Below are 15,826 nucleotides of genomic sequence, written 5' to 3' on the forward strand. Positions count from 1 at the left end.
TGCTGCTCAAGGGTCTGAAGGTCGTCGAGTTCGCGACCTATATCGCTGCGCCTGGCGCCGCCGGAATACTGGGCGACTGGGGGGCTGAGGTCACCAAGGTCGAGCGGGCCCAGGGCGATCCCATGCGTAACGCCTTCGCCGACGCCAAGAACGCCTTTGCTGGCAACCCCACCTTCGCCGTCGACAACCGCGGCAAGCGGGCCGTCGCCCTGGACACCTCCAAGCCTGCCGGCCGCGAGGCCCTGGCCAGGCTGGCGGCCGCCGCCGACGTCTTCATTACCAATGTCCGTCCCGCCGCCCTCAAGCGATCCGGTCTGGACGAGGCGACCCTGCGCGCCGCCAATCCGCGCCTGGTCTACGCCGCCGTCACCGGCTACGGCCTGGAAGGTCCGGACGCCGACAAGCCCGGCTTTGACGTCACGGCCTTCTGGTCGCGGGCAGGCGTCGCGCGCATGCACACCCCAAAGGGCTCCGAGCCCTTCATCCTGCGCACCGGGGTTGGCGATCACACCACATCCCTGGCCACGGTCTCGGCCATTCTGGCAGCCCTCTATGAGCGCGAGCAGACCGGGGTCGGGCGCTACGTCCAGACCTCCCTGCTGGCCACCGGCATCTATACGGTGAGCTCTGACCTGGCGGTCCAGCTGTCCCTGGGCCGGCTGGCCTCGAACCGGTCGCGCAAGGATCCCTTCGATCCCCTGGCGAATTTCTACCAGAGCCGGGACGAGAAATGGTTCGTGCTCAATCCCCGCAGCGGCAATGCCGACTGGCAGGTCCTGGCCCCTGTCGCCGGGCGGCCCGAGCTGGTCAATGACGAACGCTTCGCCACCAGCAAGGCCCGCAAGGCCAACGCCATGGCCCTGGTGGCCGAACTGGAGTCCGCCTTCGGCGCCCTGGACTTTGACGAAATTGCCAAACGTCTCAATGACGCCGACCAGGTCTGGGCGCCCGTCCAGACCCCCGCCGAAGTTGCTTCTGATCCCCAGGCTGCAGCCGCAGGCGCCTGGGTTGAGGTTGAGGATGGCCAGGGCGGAACCTATCGCTCCCCCGCCGCACCGGCCGTTTTCCCGGGCGCCGACATGGGCCCGCGCCCGGCCTATCCAGGCATTGGCCAGGACACCCGGACTGTACTGGGCGAACTGGGCTATAGCGCCGCCGATATCGACGCCATGATCGCAGATGGGGCGGCGACCTAGCCGATATAGATCCAGTTGCCGGTCAGACTGGTCAGCTGCACGCCGACCAGGATCACCTGATCGCCATTGCCCATGTCGACAATGGTGTCAGCGCCTGACTGTCTGAGGGTATAGGCCGTGCCTGGATCCAGCAGGACCCGGTCGCCTTCAGCCAGGGAAAAGTCCACGACCCGGTCTATGCCGGCGCCGGATGAACTGTGGAAGATGTCGGCGCCCGGACCGCCGCTGACGGCGTCGCCGCCCCGGTCTCCGGACAGCCAGTCATTGCCGGCCCCGCCGATCACCCAGTCATCTGCCTGACCGCCCCGGATGGTGTCATTGCCGTCATCGCCATAGCAGGTGTCATCGCCGAGATTGCCGTAGACAATGTCGTTCCCGGCCTCGCCATAGAGGACGTCATTATCCTTGCCGCCCACCACCCAGTCGGCGCCCGCGCCGCCCCGGGCTGTGTCGTTGCCCATATTGCCGTTGATGTCGTCAAAGCCGGTCCCGCCGGACAGGCTGTCATTGCCGTCGTCGCCCCGCAGGTAGTTGCTGCCGGAGGGGTCTGTGATGGTGTCGTTTCCGGCGCCGCCGAAAATGGAATTGTCAGCGGCGTTACTGGTGATCGAGTCCGCCCCCGATCCTGCCTTCACCGTCTCGATCGTGGTGTTGGCCATGATGAAGACGTTGTTTTTCCACTCGTAAACCTTGCTGGCGTCAGAAAAGAGACTGGCAATGTACGAGCCCGAATAGGTGGGAAACTGCGCCTGCCAATAGGCGATCTGATCGGAAATCTTGAAGTAGTCGACACTGGACCAGGTCCCGGGCGTCAGGTTCAGGATCGAAGCGCGGGTATGGGTGGACAGGTCGATCGTATCCATGCCCGAGGGATCATAGATGGTCTCGAAGGTCGGGGAACTCTGGTTGAAGGTATAGGTGTCTGCGCCGGCCCCAGCCAGGGTCTCAGCCCCATAGATCTGCTGGGCGACCTGGATGTCGAAGGACATGGGGGTTGTCGGATTGACCCAGGGGCGAAGGCCGTAGAGCAGATTGTCCGCCCGCCGTTCGAAGGAGACCACGTACTCATCAATGTCCGTATAGGACATGATCGAATACCGCTTGTTGTCCCACTCAGCCGGAAGGGGATTTGACCCTTCAAAGGGATGGTTCAGGCCAATGGCATGCCCAAGCTCGTGCACCAGGGCGATATAGTTGTAGGTCCCCGCCGTGAAACTTTCCGACACATGCTCGGCATTGATCCAGATGTCATAGAGCCGGCCAAAATTGGTGACAAAGCTGTTCTCGAGGAAGGCCTTGGTGAAGGACGGATTGCTGGTGATGTAGTTCTCGAGATTTCCGGTCGAGGCATAGCCCCAGATATTGTTCAGGTCCGTGTCATTGCTGAAGGCGACACGGATGGTCGTCTGCTGGGTCGCCGGATTGGTGTGTGTGAAGTTGGGTCTGATGACCTTGTCCCAGGCGGCCATGGCCTGATCCAGGGCCAGCGACTGGCCTGCATTCAGACCTGTCCAGACATTGGGATCAAACGGTTCGTTGTTGGTGGCGGAATATCCATCCCAGGTCTGGCCGACCTGTGGAGCGCCATAGGTGTAGTAACCGGCAGGCACATAATTGCCGCGATAGTGAAGCGCCGCGAAGATCTGGGCCGCTGTCAGGTCCGCCATGAGCTCAGGTCATCCGGGTTACGCAGATCCGATTTGCAACCTAAGGCCTTTTGCCAGGCGATCTCAAGGCCTGGCGGTCTGGACCTAGTTGTCCTTGTCGTTCCGGGCTTCCGACAGGACCCTCAGCATTTCGGTCGAGAACATTGACCCGGTCAGTCGGCCGGTGTTCGAGCCGCCTCCCCCACCGCCCAAGGTGTCAGCATCCTGGGAGCCCCGCAGGATGAGATCCACCAGTTGGTCCTGTTCGCGCTTGCGCTCAGCCTGACGGGCCGAAGCGTACTGGATGAAGCCCGAGTCCTGGACTGGCCCCGTCCCGGAGGTTTGCGTCTCGCCGCTGCCGCCGGCGCGGGTGAGATTGGCATAGACCTCGCTGACAGTGGCCGGGCGACCGTCGCGGTAGAAGATCGAGCGGTTTGAGGCCGCGGCGTCCGGAAACAGGCTCGCCGCCGAGGCGCCTGGACGGGTCTGGACGGCTTCAATGAGCCGGGCAGATCCCTGGGGACCCAGGAAGTGCGCAGCATAGAGCTCGCCCCCTGTCGGCGCCCTGCCCGTCCGGCCACGCAGATATGAGGCATGGTCAGAAGCCAGCTCGCCCGCCATGAGGGATGAGGCATGGGGGTCCAGCTTCAGGTCCATGACGGCCTTGCGCGCCTCCGCGCCATCGACATGGAAACGGCCGTCAGATCCCTTGGTGATCAGCTCGGCATAGCGGCCATAGCCGTATTTGGACCCATGCTGTTTCAGGGTGGAGAGCCAGGTCTGGTCGACGAACTGGAACAGGCCCGCGGCCGAAGAGGTGGCCGCCTTGGCCCGGGGATTGAAGCTGCTCTCCCGGTTGGCGGTCTTCATGAGGAATGTAAAGTCGACGCCCGTCGCGGTCGACGCACGCTGGATGGCCGCCTCTACGACCCCTCGCAAACCTTGAATAGCCATGGCCTGTCTGTGCCGCAGTTATGGTTAACGACGCGCTAACCATGATTTGAAACCGACCACCTTCCCCTACGTCAACATTCGGCCGCAATCAGGGCGCGCACTTGCCTGCAGGCGCCCCATCAGAGGCGCCGCCAACAGGAAGGAATGATCAGATGATTGCGCGAATTCCAGCCTTTCCGGGCCTGCCCCAGCCCCGGGCCAACGCCTCCCGCCTCACGACGCCTGTCGTTCTTGGGGTTTCGGTGGCGCTCCACTTGGCCCTGTTCGGCTATCTGGCGGTCCAGAGGTTCACCGCGCCGGCCGCCGAGGAAGACGCCCAGGCGACACCGGAAACCACCATCACCCTCTGGAACCCCCCGAAGGCTGAGGCGCAGACGACAAAGCCCCCACCGATCCATACGCCCGTCATCTCCGACAGGGCGCCGCCGGTGACCACGCCCATAAAGGCTGACCCGCAAACCCATACCATCACGCCAGCGGGGCCCATCGAGACCCTGACAACCTCCGGGACGCTCACCACCGCCCCGCCTGACCCCGATCCGGTAATCACCTCGCCATCCTGGATCCGCAAGCCCGGCGCGAAGGAGTTCGCCCGCTTCTATCCGGACCGGGCCCTGCGCATGGAAAAGGCCGGGTCCGCAGTACTGGCCTGCCGGGTCACCGGCGCTGGCGCCGTAGTCGGATGTCAGGTGGCGTCAGAAACCCCGACTTCCTACGGTTTCGGAGAGGCGGCCCTGAAGCTCGCCCCCTACTTCCAACTCTCGCCGCCCACGCGGGACGGTCGCCCCATCGAGGGCGCCGGCATCCAGATCCCGATCCGCTTCAGTCTGGGAGGATAGGCCGCACCGACAGGCCCCCGTCAGTAGCTCTTCGCCAGGCCCAGAACGCGCTCAGCGATGAAGTTGAAGACCATTTCGCGGCTGATGGGGGCGATGCGGGCGATCATGGCTTCGCGGAAATAGCGCTCCACGTCGTATTCCTTGGCATAGCCCATGCCGCCGTGGGTCAGTATGGCGGTCTCGCAGGCGTTGAAGCCGGCTTCCGCCCCCAGATACTTGGCGCCATTGGCCTCGGCGCCGCACTCCTTGCCCGCATCGAACAGGGCGGCGGCCTTGAAGGCCAGAAGGTTGGCGGCTTCCAGCTCGATCCAGGCCTTGGCCAGGGGATGGGCTATGCCCTGGTTCTGGCCGATGGGCCGACCGAAGATCACCCGTTCCTTGGCGTAGTTGGCGGCCCTGGCCAGGGCGGCGCGGCCCAGGCCCACGGCCTCGGCGGCGAACAGCACCCGCTCGGGATTGAGACCGTCCAGCAGGTAATAGAAACCACGGCCCTCCTCGCCGATCAGATCCTCGGCGGGAACCTCCAGATTGTCGATAAAGACGCTGTTGGACTCGATGGCCTTGCGGCCCATCTTCGGAATGACCGTGGCGCTGATCCTGCTGCGGTCAAAGTCTGTGTAGAACAGGCTGAGGCCCTGGGTCGGCTTGGCGCATTCTTCTTTGGGCGTGGTCCGGGCGATGATCAGGATCTTGTTGGCGCGCTGGGCCATGGTGGTCCAGACCTTGCGGCCCGAGATCACATAGCCGCCGTGTGTGCGGACGGCCCGGGTGGTCAGGCTGGTGGTGTCGAGGCCTGAGTCCGGCTCGGTAATGCCGATGCAGATCTTGTCCTCGCCGGAAATGATCCGCGGAATGGCCTTCTTCTTCAGGGCCTCGGAGCCATATTTTGCCACAGGCATAGGCCCGAAAATGTTCAGGTGCATGGCGCTGGCGCCTGTAAAGCCCGCGCCCGACTGGGCCACAGCTTGCATCATGATCGAGGCCTCGGTCAGGCCAAGCCCCGCGCCGCCAAGGTCCTGGGGCATGACCGTCCCGAACCAGCCGCCTTCGGCCATGGCCGCGATGAAGGCTTCAGGGAATTCCCCGGTCTCGTCGGTCCTGCGCCAGTAGTCGGCGTCGAACCGGGCGCAGACCCGGGTGACGCTCTCGCGGATGGCTTCCTGTTCGTCCGTGAAATCGAAGGCGGACATGTCTGCTCCAGAACTTAAACAAACCGCATGGGGTCCAGGCGGGCGGCATATGGTCCCGCCTCACCCTCCGTCAGGCAAGCGGTGATGATCTGCGCCGCCATGGGCGCCAGGAGCCAGCCATTGCGCCGGGCGCCCACCGCCAGGAAGACATTCGGGTCCGCCGTGCAGCCGATCATGGGCAGGCCGTCGGGCGTAGCCGCCCTCACCCCGACCTGGGTCTCGAAGTTCGTTTCGAGGTCGGGGAAGGCATCCCGGGCGACGGCCTCAAGGCGCATTCTGGCATCCTCCGTCGGCGCCAGATCATCAACCCCGGGCTCCATGGTTGCGCCCACGGCAAACCCTCCGGAGCCGCCGACGCAATAGCCGTTGGGCAGGCGCAGCACGCCGTCGAAGCCTGATGCCCCAGCACGCAGGATCTGCCCCTTGATCGGCGTCAGGACTTTCAGCAGCGGCGCGACTGACGTCAGGCCCTGTGCGGCGCCGGTTGCTATGACCAGTCTGTCAGCGCCTTCCAGCCCGGCGGCCGATTGCCTGCGAAACACGACGCCGGCTTCCGTCGCCGACTTCCTCAGGGCGGCGAGCGCCGCCGCGGCGTCCAGCCGCCAGTCCTCAAGGGTCAGCAGACCTTCCATCAAGGCCGGAGCGAGACCCGTCGCAGCGGCTTCCAGATCCGACCTCGCCAGTTCCTGTGCGGTCAGGCCGAGCTTTGCAAATCCTGCAGCGACCGCGCCCAGAAAATCGCCATCGCCGACGGCCATGGCCCCGCCAAGGTCCAGCTTGACGCCCACCTCCCTGGCGAGCTTCGGCCAAAGGTCACGCGCCGCCAGAAGCAGGGGAAAGTGCCCGGCGGCGACCGGATCCAGGAGGGTCTCGAAGACCGGCGCCAGCATGCCGGCGGCGACGCTGGAGGCGTTGGTCTCGGAAGGGTCGAAGACCGAAACCGTAAAGCCTGCCCGGGCCAGGCTCCCGGCGATGGTCAGACCAAAGGCTCCGGCGCCGGCGACCGTGATTCGGGTCCTGGCCCTATCCATCTGAATTTACCTGGAAAACCACAGCCAACCTGATCTAGCCCGCGAGGCGCTCTCCCCTCCGGTATCGCCGCAACCCCAGATGAAACAAGCCCAGGGCCGCACCAGCGTAGCCGCCAGCCGCAAGGATCACCACCGCCAAGGCTTCCGGACCCGGGGAACGGATCAGACTGGCGGGGGTCAGCACGATGAAGCCCGCTGGCAGGAGGGTGAAGGCGATGACCTTGACCGCACCCTGGTAGATCGTTCCGGGATAGGTGGAGAACAGCAGGGTGAAGTCCATCAGCTCGCGGGAAAAGCTGCGGGCGCCGCTCGCCCAGAAGGCCAGGCTGGCGAAGGTGATGGAGGCCGACAGATAGACCACCCCGCCGACAAGCAGAGCGATCAGGGTCCAGGGCAGGTCTGCCAGGGACAGGCCGGAAAACCAGATCAGCAGGACCGCCCCGCCCGCCAGATCGCCCCAGGCGCCCGCCAGACTCTCCCGGGACAGCAATCGGCTGATCAGCCCTTTGGGCTGGGTCAGCAGGCCATCCAGCTCGCCATTCAGTATGGTCGCCGCCATGTCACGATAGCCGCCGGCGAAGACGCCCGTGACGCCGACAAGGGTCATCATCAGACCCATCAGCAGGGCCATGTCGGGCCTCGCCCAGCCGCCGACGCTGTGGAATCCGGCGAAGAACATCCACCACATGACCAGGAAGACCAGGTCATTGAGGACCATGCCGCCCACCTGCAGGGTGAAGGCGCCCCGATCACTGAGGGATGCGCGAATGGCCGCCCTGACCTGGGCGGCGTAGAGACCGATCATACCCCGCCCTCCCGCAGCACCCTGGCTTCACCAGCGCTCCACAGGCCGGCGCAGGCCATGGTGAGCAGCCCGATCCAGACCCCCTGCCAGACCAGCCCCTGCAGGAAGCTGGGCAGTGAAGGTTCGAGCATCTGCCGCCCCGCCCAATAGAGATGGGCGGCGAAGGGCGTTCCCTGGCTGAAGTCCGACAGCCAGGCGGGATAGAGGGTGACCGGCGCAAACAGGCCGCCCAGCAGGAACATCAGCTTCTGGATGACCAGCTGGAAGGGCAGAACCCGTCGCGTCCAGAAGGCGGCGAGGCCCGCCAGGGCATAGAGCAAAAGGCCTACCGCCAGCCCGCCAAGCCCCAGGACAGCGAGAAAGGCGAACCCCTCAAGAGGCGGCCAGGTCCTGCCCGACACCGCCAGCATGGCAAGTCCCGTCAGCCCCAGGGCGCCCAGCCGCACGAGGGACCCGCCATAGGCCTGGGCCAGGGACAGGGGAAAATAGCCCTTGGGACGAAGGAGATGGGTTTCGAGACGACCGCTCCGGATCTCTCCCTCCAGAATGCTGTGGAAGGCCGGAATGGACAGGGTGATCCACTCGGTCGCCCCGACATAGAGGGCCAGGTCTCCGGGCAGGCGCACCGCCCCGACAACCTGATCTGCAGCGACCTTGTCCCAGAGGGCCGAGATCACGACCATGAGCAGGACAAAGTACAGGCAGCGTCCGGCCAGGATCTGCCACCCCGCCGCCGTCTGACGGGCGCCGAGGACCAGGGCCGCCAGGAGTGAGTCCAGATTCAAGACTGACCCCTTCTCAGCGGAGATCGGCATAGATGTCATGAATGACCTCCTCCATGGGCGGGTCTTCAATGGTGACGTCTTCGATGTCACCCGACGCCATGGCCAGGGCGATGACCTGGGCCACCGGCGCCTTGGCGGTGTCCACTTCGAGGATCGTCGTGTGGGGGGCGGACGGCCGTCGGACGACGCCAGCAAGCTCGAGGCTCGGCAGGGCCCCGGCCGACTGGAAGGTGATGATCTTCCGGCCCAGGAACCGGCGGCGCAGCTGGTCGGTGGATTGGTCCACGACGATCCGCCCCTGATTGACCACGATGACCCGCTCGCAGACCAGTTCGATGTCACGGGTGTCGTGACTGGTCAGCAGGACGGTCAGGCCCTTGGCCTGGGCCTGGTCCCGGATGAAGTCGCGGATCGCCGCCTTGGCCGTGACATCCAGACCGATGGTCGGCTCATCCAGCAACAGCAGGCTGGGCCCATGCAGCAGGCTGGCGGTGATCTCGCACCGCATGCGTTGGCCAAGGGACATGCGGCTGACCGGCTGGCCGATGAAGTCGGCCAGATCAAACCGCTCGATCATCTCACCAAGACGGTGGTCGAACACCGTCTGGGGCTGGTCATAGATGCGCCGCAGCAGGTTGAAGCTGTCCCGGGCGGGCAGGTCGGCCCAGAGCTGGGATCTCTGCCCGAACACCACGCCGATCTGGTAGGCCAGCGCCTTGCGCGACCGCCAGGGAGTCAGGCCCAGAACCTCAGCCTCGCCCGCGCTGGGTTCCAGCACGCCGGTGAGCATTTTCAGGGTGGTGGACTTGCCTGCGCCATTGGGCCCGATGACGGCCACCTGCTCCCCGGCTTCAACCTCGAACGAGACCTCGCAGACGGCGTCCACCGCCACGGTCTGCGCCGAAAAGGCCCCGCGCCAACCCTTGGCGCGGCGAGCGTAGCTATAGGACTTGGAGAGGGATCTTACGGAGACGGCGGACATTTTGAGGCTCGGAACTTTTCAGGGTCAGGACGGGTAGAGACGGGCACGGCCAATTGCTCGGGCGATAAAGCCCGGCGCCTGCGCACATCATTACGGTCTGACCAAACATGGTTCTGTTGCCTGTCCGCCGCAGAAGAATTCCGCGGATATGGCCATGGCTAACCGCAATCCGGCGGATCGGCAAGGGTTCAGGGGAGATTTTTGCGCGTGACCATCAGTTAGCGCACGAACAAACCCATCTGACCCCGCGTCCGGCAAATCTGCGGTTTGACCTTGATCAAGGAGCGGAAACGTAGAAACTCCACCTAGGTTATCATCGATAATAAAAAGACCGAGGAAGCGCCATGACGCAGACCGCCACCCTTGAACGTCCCGCCTCCACGTCGGTGGAGCATTTTGACGTCCTGATCGTCGGGGCCGGAATTTCCGGCGTCGGCGGGGCCTACCATCTGAAGGATCAGTGCCCGGGCAAGAGCTTTGTCATCCTGGAGACCCTCGACAGCTTCGGCGGCACCTGGCTGACCCACAAGTATCCGGGCATCCGCTCTGACAGCGACCTCTTCACCTTCGGCTACAGGTTCAAGCCCTGGACCAGCGCGCCCATCGCCTCGGCCGAAGAAATCCTGAAATACATGAACGAGGTCATCGACGAGAATGACCTGGGCCAGCACATCCGCTACGGCCACCACATCGAGAACGCCACCTGGTCCAGCGCCGACGCCAGGTGGACCATCGACGCCGTGAAGAAGGCCACGGGTGAGAAGGTCAAGATCACCGCCAACTTCCTGTGGATGTGCCAGGGCTATTATCGCCACTCGGAAGGCTACACCCCCGAATGGCCGGGCATGGACACCTACAAGGGCCAGATCATCCACCCGCAGACCTGGCCGGAAGACGCCAATCTGAAGGGCAAGAAGGTCGTCATCATCGGGTCTGGCGCCACTGCCGCCACCGTCCTGCCGGCCATTGCCGACGAAGTCGACCACGTGACCCTGCTGCAGCGGTCGCCGACCTATTTCATCCCGGGCCGCAATGTGGACGACCTGGCCGACACCCTGCGCCAGCTCGACATCGACCCCATGTGGACCCACGAGATCGTCCGCAAGAAGCGCCTCTATGACGGGGCGGTCTTCGCCAAGAACTCCTTCGAGCACGCGGAAATTGTCCGCGAGGAACTGCTGAACGGCGTCCGGGCCATCATCGGCGACGAACTGGTGGAAAAGCACTTCACCCCCACCTACCGCCCCTGGCGTCAGCGGGTCGCCTTTGTGCCCGATGGCGACCTGTTCAAGTCCGTCCTCAGCGGCAAGGCCTCCATCGCTACGGACGAAATCGAGACCTTCACCCCCACCGGCCTGAAGCTGAAGTCCGGGGAGACCCTGGACGCCGACATCATCATCACGGCGACCGGATTCAACCTCAGCGTCCTGGGCGACATAAACTTCACGATTGACGGCAAGCCCCTGAACTTCGGCGATACGGTCAGCTATCGCGGCATGATGTTCACCGGCGTGCCCAACATGGTCTGGGTCTTCGGCTATTTCCGCGCCAGCTGGACGCTCCGCGCCGACCTGGTGGGTGACTTTGTCTGCCGGATGCTGAACCACATGAAGGCCAAGGGCGCCAAGAGCGTGGTTCCGGCCCTGCGACCCCAGGACCACAACATGAAGCTGGGCCCCTGGATTGACCCGGAGAACTTCAATCCGGGATATCTGATGCGGGGCATGCACCTGCTGCCCAAGGCCGGTGACAAGCCGGAATGGCGTCACTCCCAGGACTACTGGACCGAGAAGGACGAGATCCCGAAAATCGATCTCGACGACGCGGCCTTCGTCTACAAATAGGGCGATCTGAGATCCCGGAATTCCAGCGCCCGCCGGTTCACACCGGCGGGCGTTCCGGTTTGTGGGCTACCGCCTGCGGAACAGGGCTTCGAGCCCCTGGATGACCTCTTCCATCAGCCGCCCCTGCTCTTCGGCGTCATCGGCCAGGGTCATGGAAGCGGCGCCATGGCCGCAGGCCCAGACCGCCAGGGAAATCCGGTGGACGGTCTGCGGATCGCGGTCAGCCTGGCTGGCGGCTGCGGCAATGGCCGCTTCAAGCACGGCGAAGGCCCTGGCCCGCGCAGCGGAGACGTCGGCCTCGGACAGCATGACAGGATCGAACATCAGGGCGTAGAGGGCCGGCTGGGCCCGGGCGAAGCCGAAATAGGCCAGGGCGCAGGCCCGGATCGGTATGGGCTGGGCTGCGTCGGCCGCGGCCTGCAGGGCGCTCTCGAGCTCGCCAAAGCCGTTGGCGGCCAGGCCCGCCAGCAGGGCCTGCTTGGACGCATAGTGGTGATAGACCGAGCCTGCAGCGATCCCCGCCCTGGCCGCAAGGCCACGCAGGTTGACCTGTCCCAGGCCGCCCTCTTCCAGCAAGGCCCGGGCCTCCTCCATCAACTGGGCCCGCAGATTGCCGACGTGATATCCCCGGCGCTTGATCATCACCATCATGGGCGGGCCTTACGCCTGGGTCGGACCTGAATGATTTCGTAAGGGCGACTCATCGGGTCCTCGAACTCGAAGCGCGGCGCCTGACCTGCGCGTCGTGGGAAAAAGCATTGGAGAGATCATGATTTCAGTCCGGGGGCCTTTGTCCACCTCTGAACATCATTCATTGCAGTCCGGGCGCAATTTTGTCGGGATTTACCAATAAAGATCACCTCATCGAAAGGCTGTGTGTGGCCGATTGCCCAACCAGGGGCCGCGTTCCCGACTATGCTCAAATCGGGGATTTTGTACGAATAACAAAGGACTAGCGAAAACGCAGCCAAATGTGCGACAAGGCCGCAATACGCGGCGCTTTGCGTAGACGAAGGATAAAGTTGTGAAAGACACCGTTGCAGACACCGGGCCCGATCCCATCGACATCGCCGTCGGCCACCGTATCCGGGTCCGTCGGAAATGGCTGGGCGTCTCCCAGTCGACCCTGGCCGAGCATCTGGGCGTGAGCTTCCAGCAGGTCCAGAAGTACGAGCGCGGCGCCAACCGGGTTTCAGCCTCCATGCTGGTGCGCATCGCCCACAAGCTGGACACCTCCGTCGGTGATCTGGTGGGTGAAGCCACCGAGCAGGCCGGCGATCCGTCCCTCTTCGAGAAGCTTGCCGTTCCGGGCGCTGTCCAGTTGCTGGAAGCCTTCGCCAGCGTGAAGCAGCCTGGCCTGCGCACGGCGATCCTGAATCTCACCCGGTCCCTGATCGAAGAAGCCGACGCCCAGCCCCAGCGCCGGGCGCGTTAGGCCCTAGACCTTCGCGAACCGCAGGTGATGCAGGACAATGCCTCCGGTGGTCGCGACATTGAGTGAGTCAAAACCGTGCGCCATGGGAATGGTCACGGTTTTTGACCTTTCCAGATAGGACTGCGGCAAGCCCGGTCCTTCCGCCCCCATCAGCACGGCGCGCCGTTCAGACGCCTTCAGATCCACAAGCCGCACCTCCCCCTGGGGACTGAGGGCCAGAGGCTGGAATCCGGCGCCTGTCAGGACAGAGATCATGTCCTCGTCACTGGACAGCCGGGCGAAGGGCATGGTCAGGGCGGCGCCGACGCTGACCCTTATGGCCTTGCGATAGAGCGGATCACAGCAGTCATGGTCGGCCAGCACGGCGTCGACGCCGAAGGCCGCTGCATTGCGGAACAGACCACCCATATTGTCATGATTGGCTATGCCGCAGACGGCCAGAACCGTGGCCTGCGCAGGCAGGTCGGCGAGCAGACGGGCGGCGTCCCGGATCTGTTTCCGTCGTCCGATCGCCAATATGCCCCGGTGGATGGGAAAGCCGACTATGGTGTCCATCACCTCCTGGTCGGCGACATAGATCTCAGCTTCGGCCGGAAGTGAGTCGATGACATCCGCCATGCCCGCCAGGCGCTTGCGGGCCAGAAGCAGGGAAACCGGCTCGACCTCGGCCGACCCGGCCAGTCGCCGGACCACAACTTCGCCCTCTGCGATGAAAATCCCGTCCCGCCCTACCAGATCCTTCTCCCGAACCTGGCAATAGGCGGAAATCCTGGGGTCCAGAGGGTCGATGATGTCATGGAAGGCGCGCATGGCCTCTGGAGAGGTCTCCCCTCGCCCGGCGTCAAGATCATCCTGAAAATCGGTGACGGATTTTCACGGCAAGCCGTTGGCGTTTACGGACTTTCAAGCTAAGTTGACGCAAGCGTCATGAATTGAGGACGACGCAAGGGAGCACGACGATGAGCGACGGAAACGTGGATCTGGCCAAAGACCATCAGGCCTTGGCCTACAGCATGCCGCTGGACCAGATTAACCCGGCTCAGCCGCAGCTCTTCAAAGACGATGTCATGTGGCCGTACTTTGAGCGTCTCCGTAAGGAAGACCCGGTCCACTACACCGAAGAACACGAGTTCGGCCCCTACTGGTCGATCACCAAGTACAACGACATCATGGCCGTGGACACGAACCACCAGGTCTTCTCGTCCGAGGGCGGCATCACCATCGCCAACCAGACCGGCGGCGAAGGCCCCCTGCCCATGTTCATCGCCATGGACCCGCCCAAGCACGACGTCCAGCGCAAGACAGTCAGCCCCATCGTCTCGCCGATCAACCTGGCGACCCTGGAGCCCCTGATCCGCGAGCGGGCCGCAGCGATCCTCGACAACCTGCCCATCGGCGAAGAATTCGACTGGGTGGACAAGGTCTCCATGGAACTGACCGCCATGACCCTGGCGACCCTGTTCGACATGCCCCAGGCTGACCGCCGCAAGCTGACCTACTGGTCAGACGTAGTCACCGCCGCCCCGGGTCAGGGCCTGATCGACACCATCGAACAGAAGATGCAGATCTTCGTCGAATACCACGCCTACTTCACCAAGCTCTGGAACGAGCGGGTCAATGCGCCGCCGGCCGCGGACCTGATCTCCATGCTGGCCCATGGCGAGGCCACCCGGAACATGGAGCCCCGCGAGTATTTCGGAAACGTCGTGCTGCTGACCGTCGGCGGCAATGACACCACCCGCAACACCATCACCGGCTCGGTGCTGGCCCTGAACCAGAACCCGGACCAGTACGCCAAGCTGCGGGCCAATCCGGAACTGGTGACCTCCATGGTCTCCGAAACCATCCGCTGGCAAACCCCGCTGGCCCACATGCGCCGTATTGCGCTCAGCGACTACGAGATCGGCGGCAAGCTGATCAAGAAGGGCGACAAGGTTGTCATGTGGTACGTCTCGGGCAACCGGGACGAAGAGGTCATCGAGAACCCCAACGCCTACATCATCGACCGCGAACGTCCCCGTCAGCACATCAGCTTCGGCTTCGGCATCCACCGTTGCGTCGGCAATCGCCTGGCCGAGCTGCAGCTGCGGATCATCTGGGAAGAAATCCTCAAGCGCTTCCCCGACATCCAGGTCGTGGCCCCGCCCAAGCGGGTCTATTCCAGCTTCGTGAAGGGCTATGAATCCCTGAAGGTGATCATTCCGCGCCGGCTCTAGTCGACGTCCGGGACGCCAGATATTCCAGCGCCCGTCGCCCGCTTCACGCCGGCGGCGGGCGTTTTCTGTTGGCCGGCAGCAGACGCAAAAAAACCCTCCGTTCATGCTTAAGACGTATGCCTTTGTCCTGCAAAGGAGCGTCCCATGAGCTCGCCGCCCCCCATCCGAACCCTTGGCGGTTCAACCGCATCGGAAGTTTCCAACAAGGCGCAACTGGCCGCCCGGCTGCGCAGCGCGGCCATTCCGGACGGTGAACTCCTCGACAATCTGGGCCTGTTCCTGACGCGGCAGACCCTGTCGCGGATCAACTTCATGCAGCAGCTCTACCAGATGATCGTGCCGGTCCACGGCGTGATCATGGAGTTCGGAGTCCGCTGGGGCCAGAACCTGGCCCTATTCTCCGCCCTGAGGGGGATCCACGAACCCTTCAACTACAACCGGCGGATTGTCGGCTTTGACACCTTCTCAGGCTTCCCGTCGGTCAGCAGCGAAGACGGCGGTGCGGTGGCTGTGGGCGACTACGCTGTCAGCGAAAACTGGAAGGACGAACTGGACGCCGTCCTGAACTTCCACGAAGCCAACGCCCCGATCCCCCAGAAGAAGAAATTCGAGCTGGTCCAGGGCGACGCCACCCAGACCCTGCCCAGATATCTGACCGACCACCCCGAAACCATTGTGGCCCTGGCCTATTTCGACTTCGACATCTACCAGCCCACCAAGGCCTGCCTGGAGGCCCTGCTGCCGCACATCACCCGGGGCACGGTCCTGGCCTTTGACGAGCTGAACTGTCCCGAATTCCCGGGCGAGACCCTGGCGGTCCGGGAGGTGCTGGGTCTGTCCCGCTACGCCCTCCGCCGGGACCCGAACAACCCCCTGACCTCCTACCTCGTCGTCGACTGAGAC

15 protein-coding genes are annotated in these 15,826 nt (G+C 64.1%); 6 read left to right on the forward strand and 9 right to left on the reverse strand.

The window, feature by feature from the left end; genetic code table 11:
* Positions 1 to 2 precede the first annotated feature (2 nt).
* Complete coding sequence (locus CFE28_12355) at positions 3 to 1,196, forward strand: CoA transferase (protein ID OYU71695.1); 1,194 nt, start codon at positions 3 to 5, stop codon at positions 1,194 to 1,196.
* Here the strand turns inward: CFE28_12355 and CFE28_12360 are convergent.
* The gene (locus CFE28_12360) at positions 1,193 to 2,863 is read right to left on the reverse strand and encodes a hypothetical protein (GenBank protein ID OYU70712.1); all 1,671 of its coding nucleotides are present in this window, start codon (positions 2,861 to 2,863) and stop codon (positions 1,193 to 1,195) included. The two genes, CFE28_12355 and CFE28_12360, sit on opposite strands and share 4 nt — an antisense overlap.
* An 84-nt stretch (positions 2,864 to 2,947) precedes the next feature.
* Positions 2,948 to 3,796: a lytic transglycosylase gene (locus CFE28_12365; GenBank protein ID OYU70713.1), complete on the reverse strand. Its 849-nt coding sequence runs from the start codon at positions 3,794 to 3,796 to the stop codon at positions 2,948 to 2,950.
* Between the two features lie 152 nt (positions 3,797 to 3,948).
* Between CFE28_12365 and CFE28_12370 the strand changes: the two genes are divergently transcribed.
* On the forward strand, positions 3,949 to 4,635 hold the full coding sequence (locus CFE28_12370; protein OYU70714.1) for an energy transducer TonB: 687 nt from the start codon (positions 3,949 to 3,951) through the stop codon (positions 4,633 to 4,635).
* Positions 4,636 to 4,655: 20 nt separating this feature from the next.
* Here CFE28_12370 and CFE28_12375 read toward each other — a convergent pair whose 3' ends face one another.
* The 5 genes from CFE28_12375 to CFE28_12395 are packed head-to-tail and all read right to left on the reverse strand — an operon-like array spanning position 4,656 to position 9,428.
* Positions 4,656 to 5,825, reverse strand: a complete 1,170-nt coding sequence (locus CFE28_12375; GenBank protein ID OYU70715.1) for an acyl-CoA dehydrogenase — start codon at positions 5,823 to 5,825, stop codon at positions 4,656 to 4,658.
* Between the two features lie 14 nt (positions 5,826 to 5,839).
* The gene (locus CFE28_12380) at positions 5,840 to 6,856 is read right to left on the reverse strand and encodes a D-amino-acid oxidase (protein OYU70716.1); all 1,017 of its coding nucleotides are present in this window, start codon (positions 6,854 to 6,856) and stop codon (positions 5,840 to 5,842) included.
* Positions 6,857 to 6,890: 34 nt separating this feature from the next.
* Positions 6,891 to 7,661: a hypothetical protein gene (locus CFE28_12385; GenBank protein OYU70717.1), complete on the reverse strand. Its 771-nt coding sequence runs from the start codon at positions 7,659 to 7,661 to the stop codon at positions 6,891 to 6,893.
* Positions 7,658 to 8,476: a hypothetical protein gene (locus tag CFE28_12390; protein ID OYU70718.1), complete on the reverse strand. Its 819-nt coding sequence runs from the start codon at positions 8,474 to 8,476 to the stop codon at positions 7,658 to 7,660. Before CFE28_12390 ends, CFE28_12385 begins: the two co-directional genes overlap by 4 nt.
* On the reverse strand, positions 8,460 to 9,428 hold the full coding sequence (locus CFE28_12395) for an ABC transporter (protein OYU70719.1): 969 nt from the start codon (positions 9,426 to 9,428) through the stop codon (positions 8,460 to 8,462). Before CFE28_12395 ends, CFE28_12390 begins: the two co-directional genes overlap by 17 nt.
* A gap of 344 nt (positions 9,429 to 9,772) precedes the next feature.
* Between CFE28_12395 and CFE28_12400 the strand changes: the two genes are divergently transcribed.
* Positions 9,773 to 11,272: an FAD-containing monooxygenase EthA gene (locus CFE28_12400; GenBank protein ID OYU70720.1), complete on the forward strand. Its 1,500-nt coding sequence runs from the start codon at positions 9,773 to 9,775 to the stop codon at positions 11,270 to 11,272.
* A gap of 66 nt (positions 11,273 to 11,338) precedes the next feature.
* Here the strand turns inward: CFE28_12400 and CFE28_12405 are convergent, their stop codons facing one another.
* On the reverse strand, positions 11,339 to 11,923 hold the full coding sequence (locus tag CFE28_12405) for a TetR family transcriptional regulator (GenBank protein OYU70721.1): 585 nt from the start codon (positions 11,921 to 11,923) through the stop codon (positions 11,339 to 11,341).
* A 373-nt stretch (positions 11,924 to 12,296) separates the two neighbouring features.
* On the opposite strand from CFE28_12405, the gene CFE28_12410 reads away from it, so the two are divergent.
* Positions 12,297 to 12,707 (forward strand): XRE family transcriptional regulator, encoded by a 411-nt coding sequence (locus tag CFE28_12410; protein OYU70722.1) that lies wholly within the window; start codon positions 12,297 to 12,299, stop codon positions 12,705 to 12,707.
* A gap of 3 nt (positions 12,708 to 12,710) precedes the next feature.
* Here CFE28_12410 and CFE28_12415 read toward each other — a convergent pair whose 3' ends face one another.
* The gene (locus CFE28_12415) at positions 12,711 to 13,517 is read right to left on the reverse strand and encodes an RNA methyltransferase (protein ID OYU70723.1); all 807 of its coding nucleotides are present in this window, start codon (positions 13,515 to 13,517) and stop codon (positions 12,711 to 12,713) included.
* A 149-nt stretch (positions 13,518 to 13,666) separates the two neighbouring features.
* On the opposite strand from CFE28_12415, the gene CFE28_12420 reads away from it, so the two are divergent.
* Together CFE28_12420 and CFE28_12425 are read left to right on the forward strand one after the other, a co-directional pair.
* A complete protein-coding gene (locus tag CFE28_12420) occupies positions 13,667 to 14,923 on the forward strand; it encodes a cytochrome P450 (GenBank protein OYU70724.1) in 1,257 nt (418 codons plus the stop codon).
* A gap of 144 nt (positions 14,924 to 15,067) precedes the next feature.
* Positions 15,068 to 15,823: a crotonobetainyl-CoA--carnitine CoA-transferase gene (locus CFE28_12425; GenBank protein ID OYU70725.1), complete on the forward strand. Its 756-nt coding sequence runs from the start codon at positions 15,068 to 15,070 to the stop codon at positions 15,821 to 15,823.
* Positions 15,824 to 15,826 lie beyond the last annotated feature (3 nt).

It is taken from the genome of Alphaproteobacteria bacterium PA2, assembly GCA_002256425.1.
Classification (GTDB): Bacteria; Pseudomonadota; Alphaproteobacteria; order Caulobacterales; family Caulobacteraceae; genus Phenylobacterium.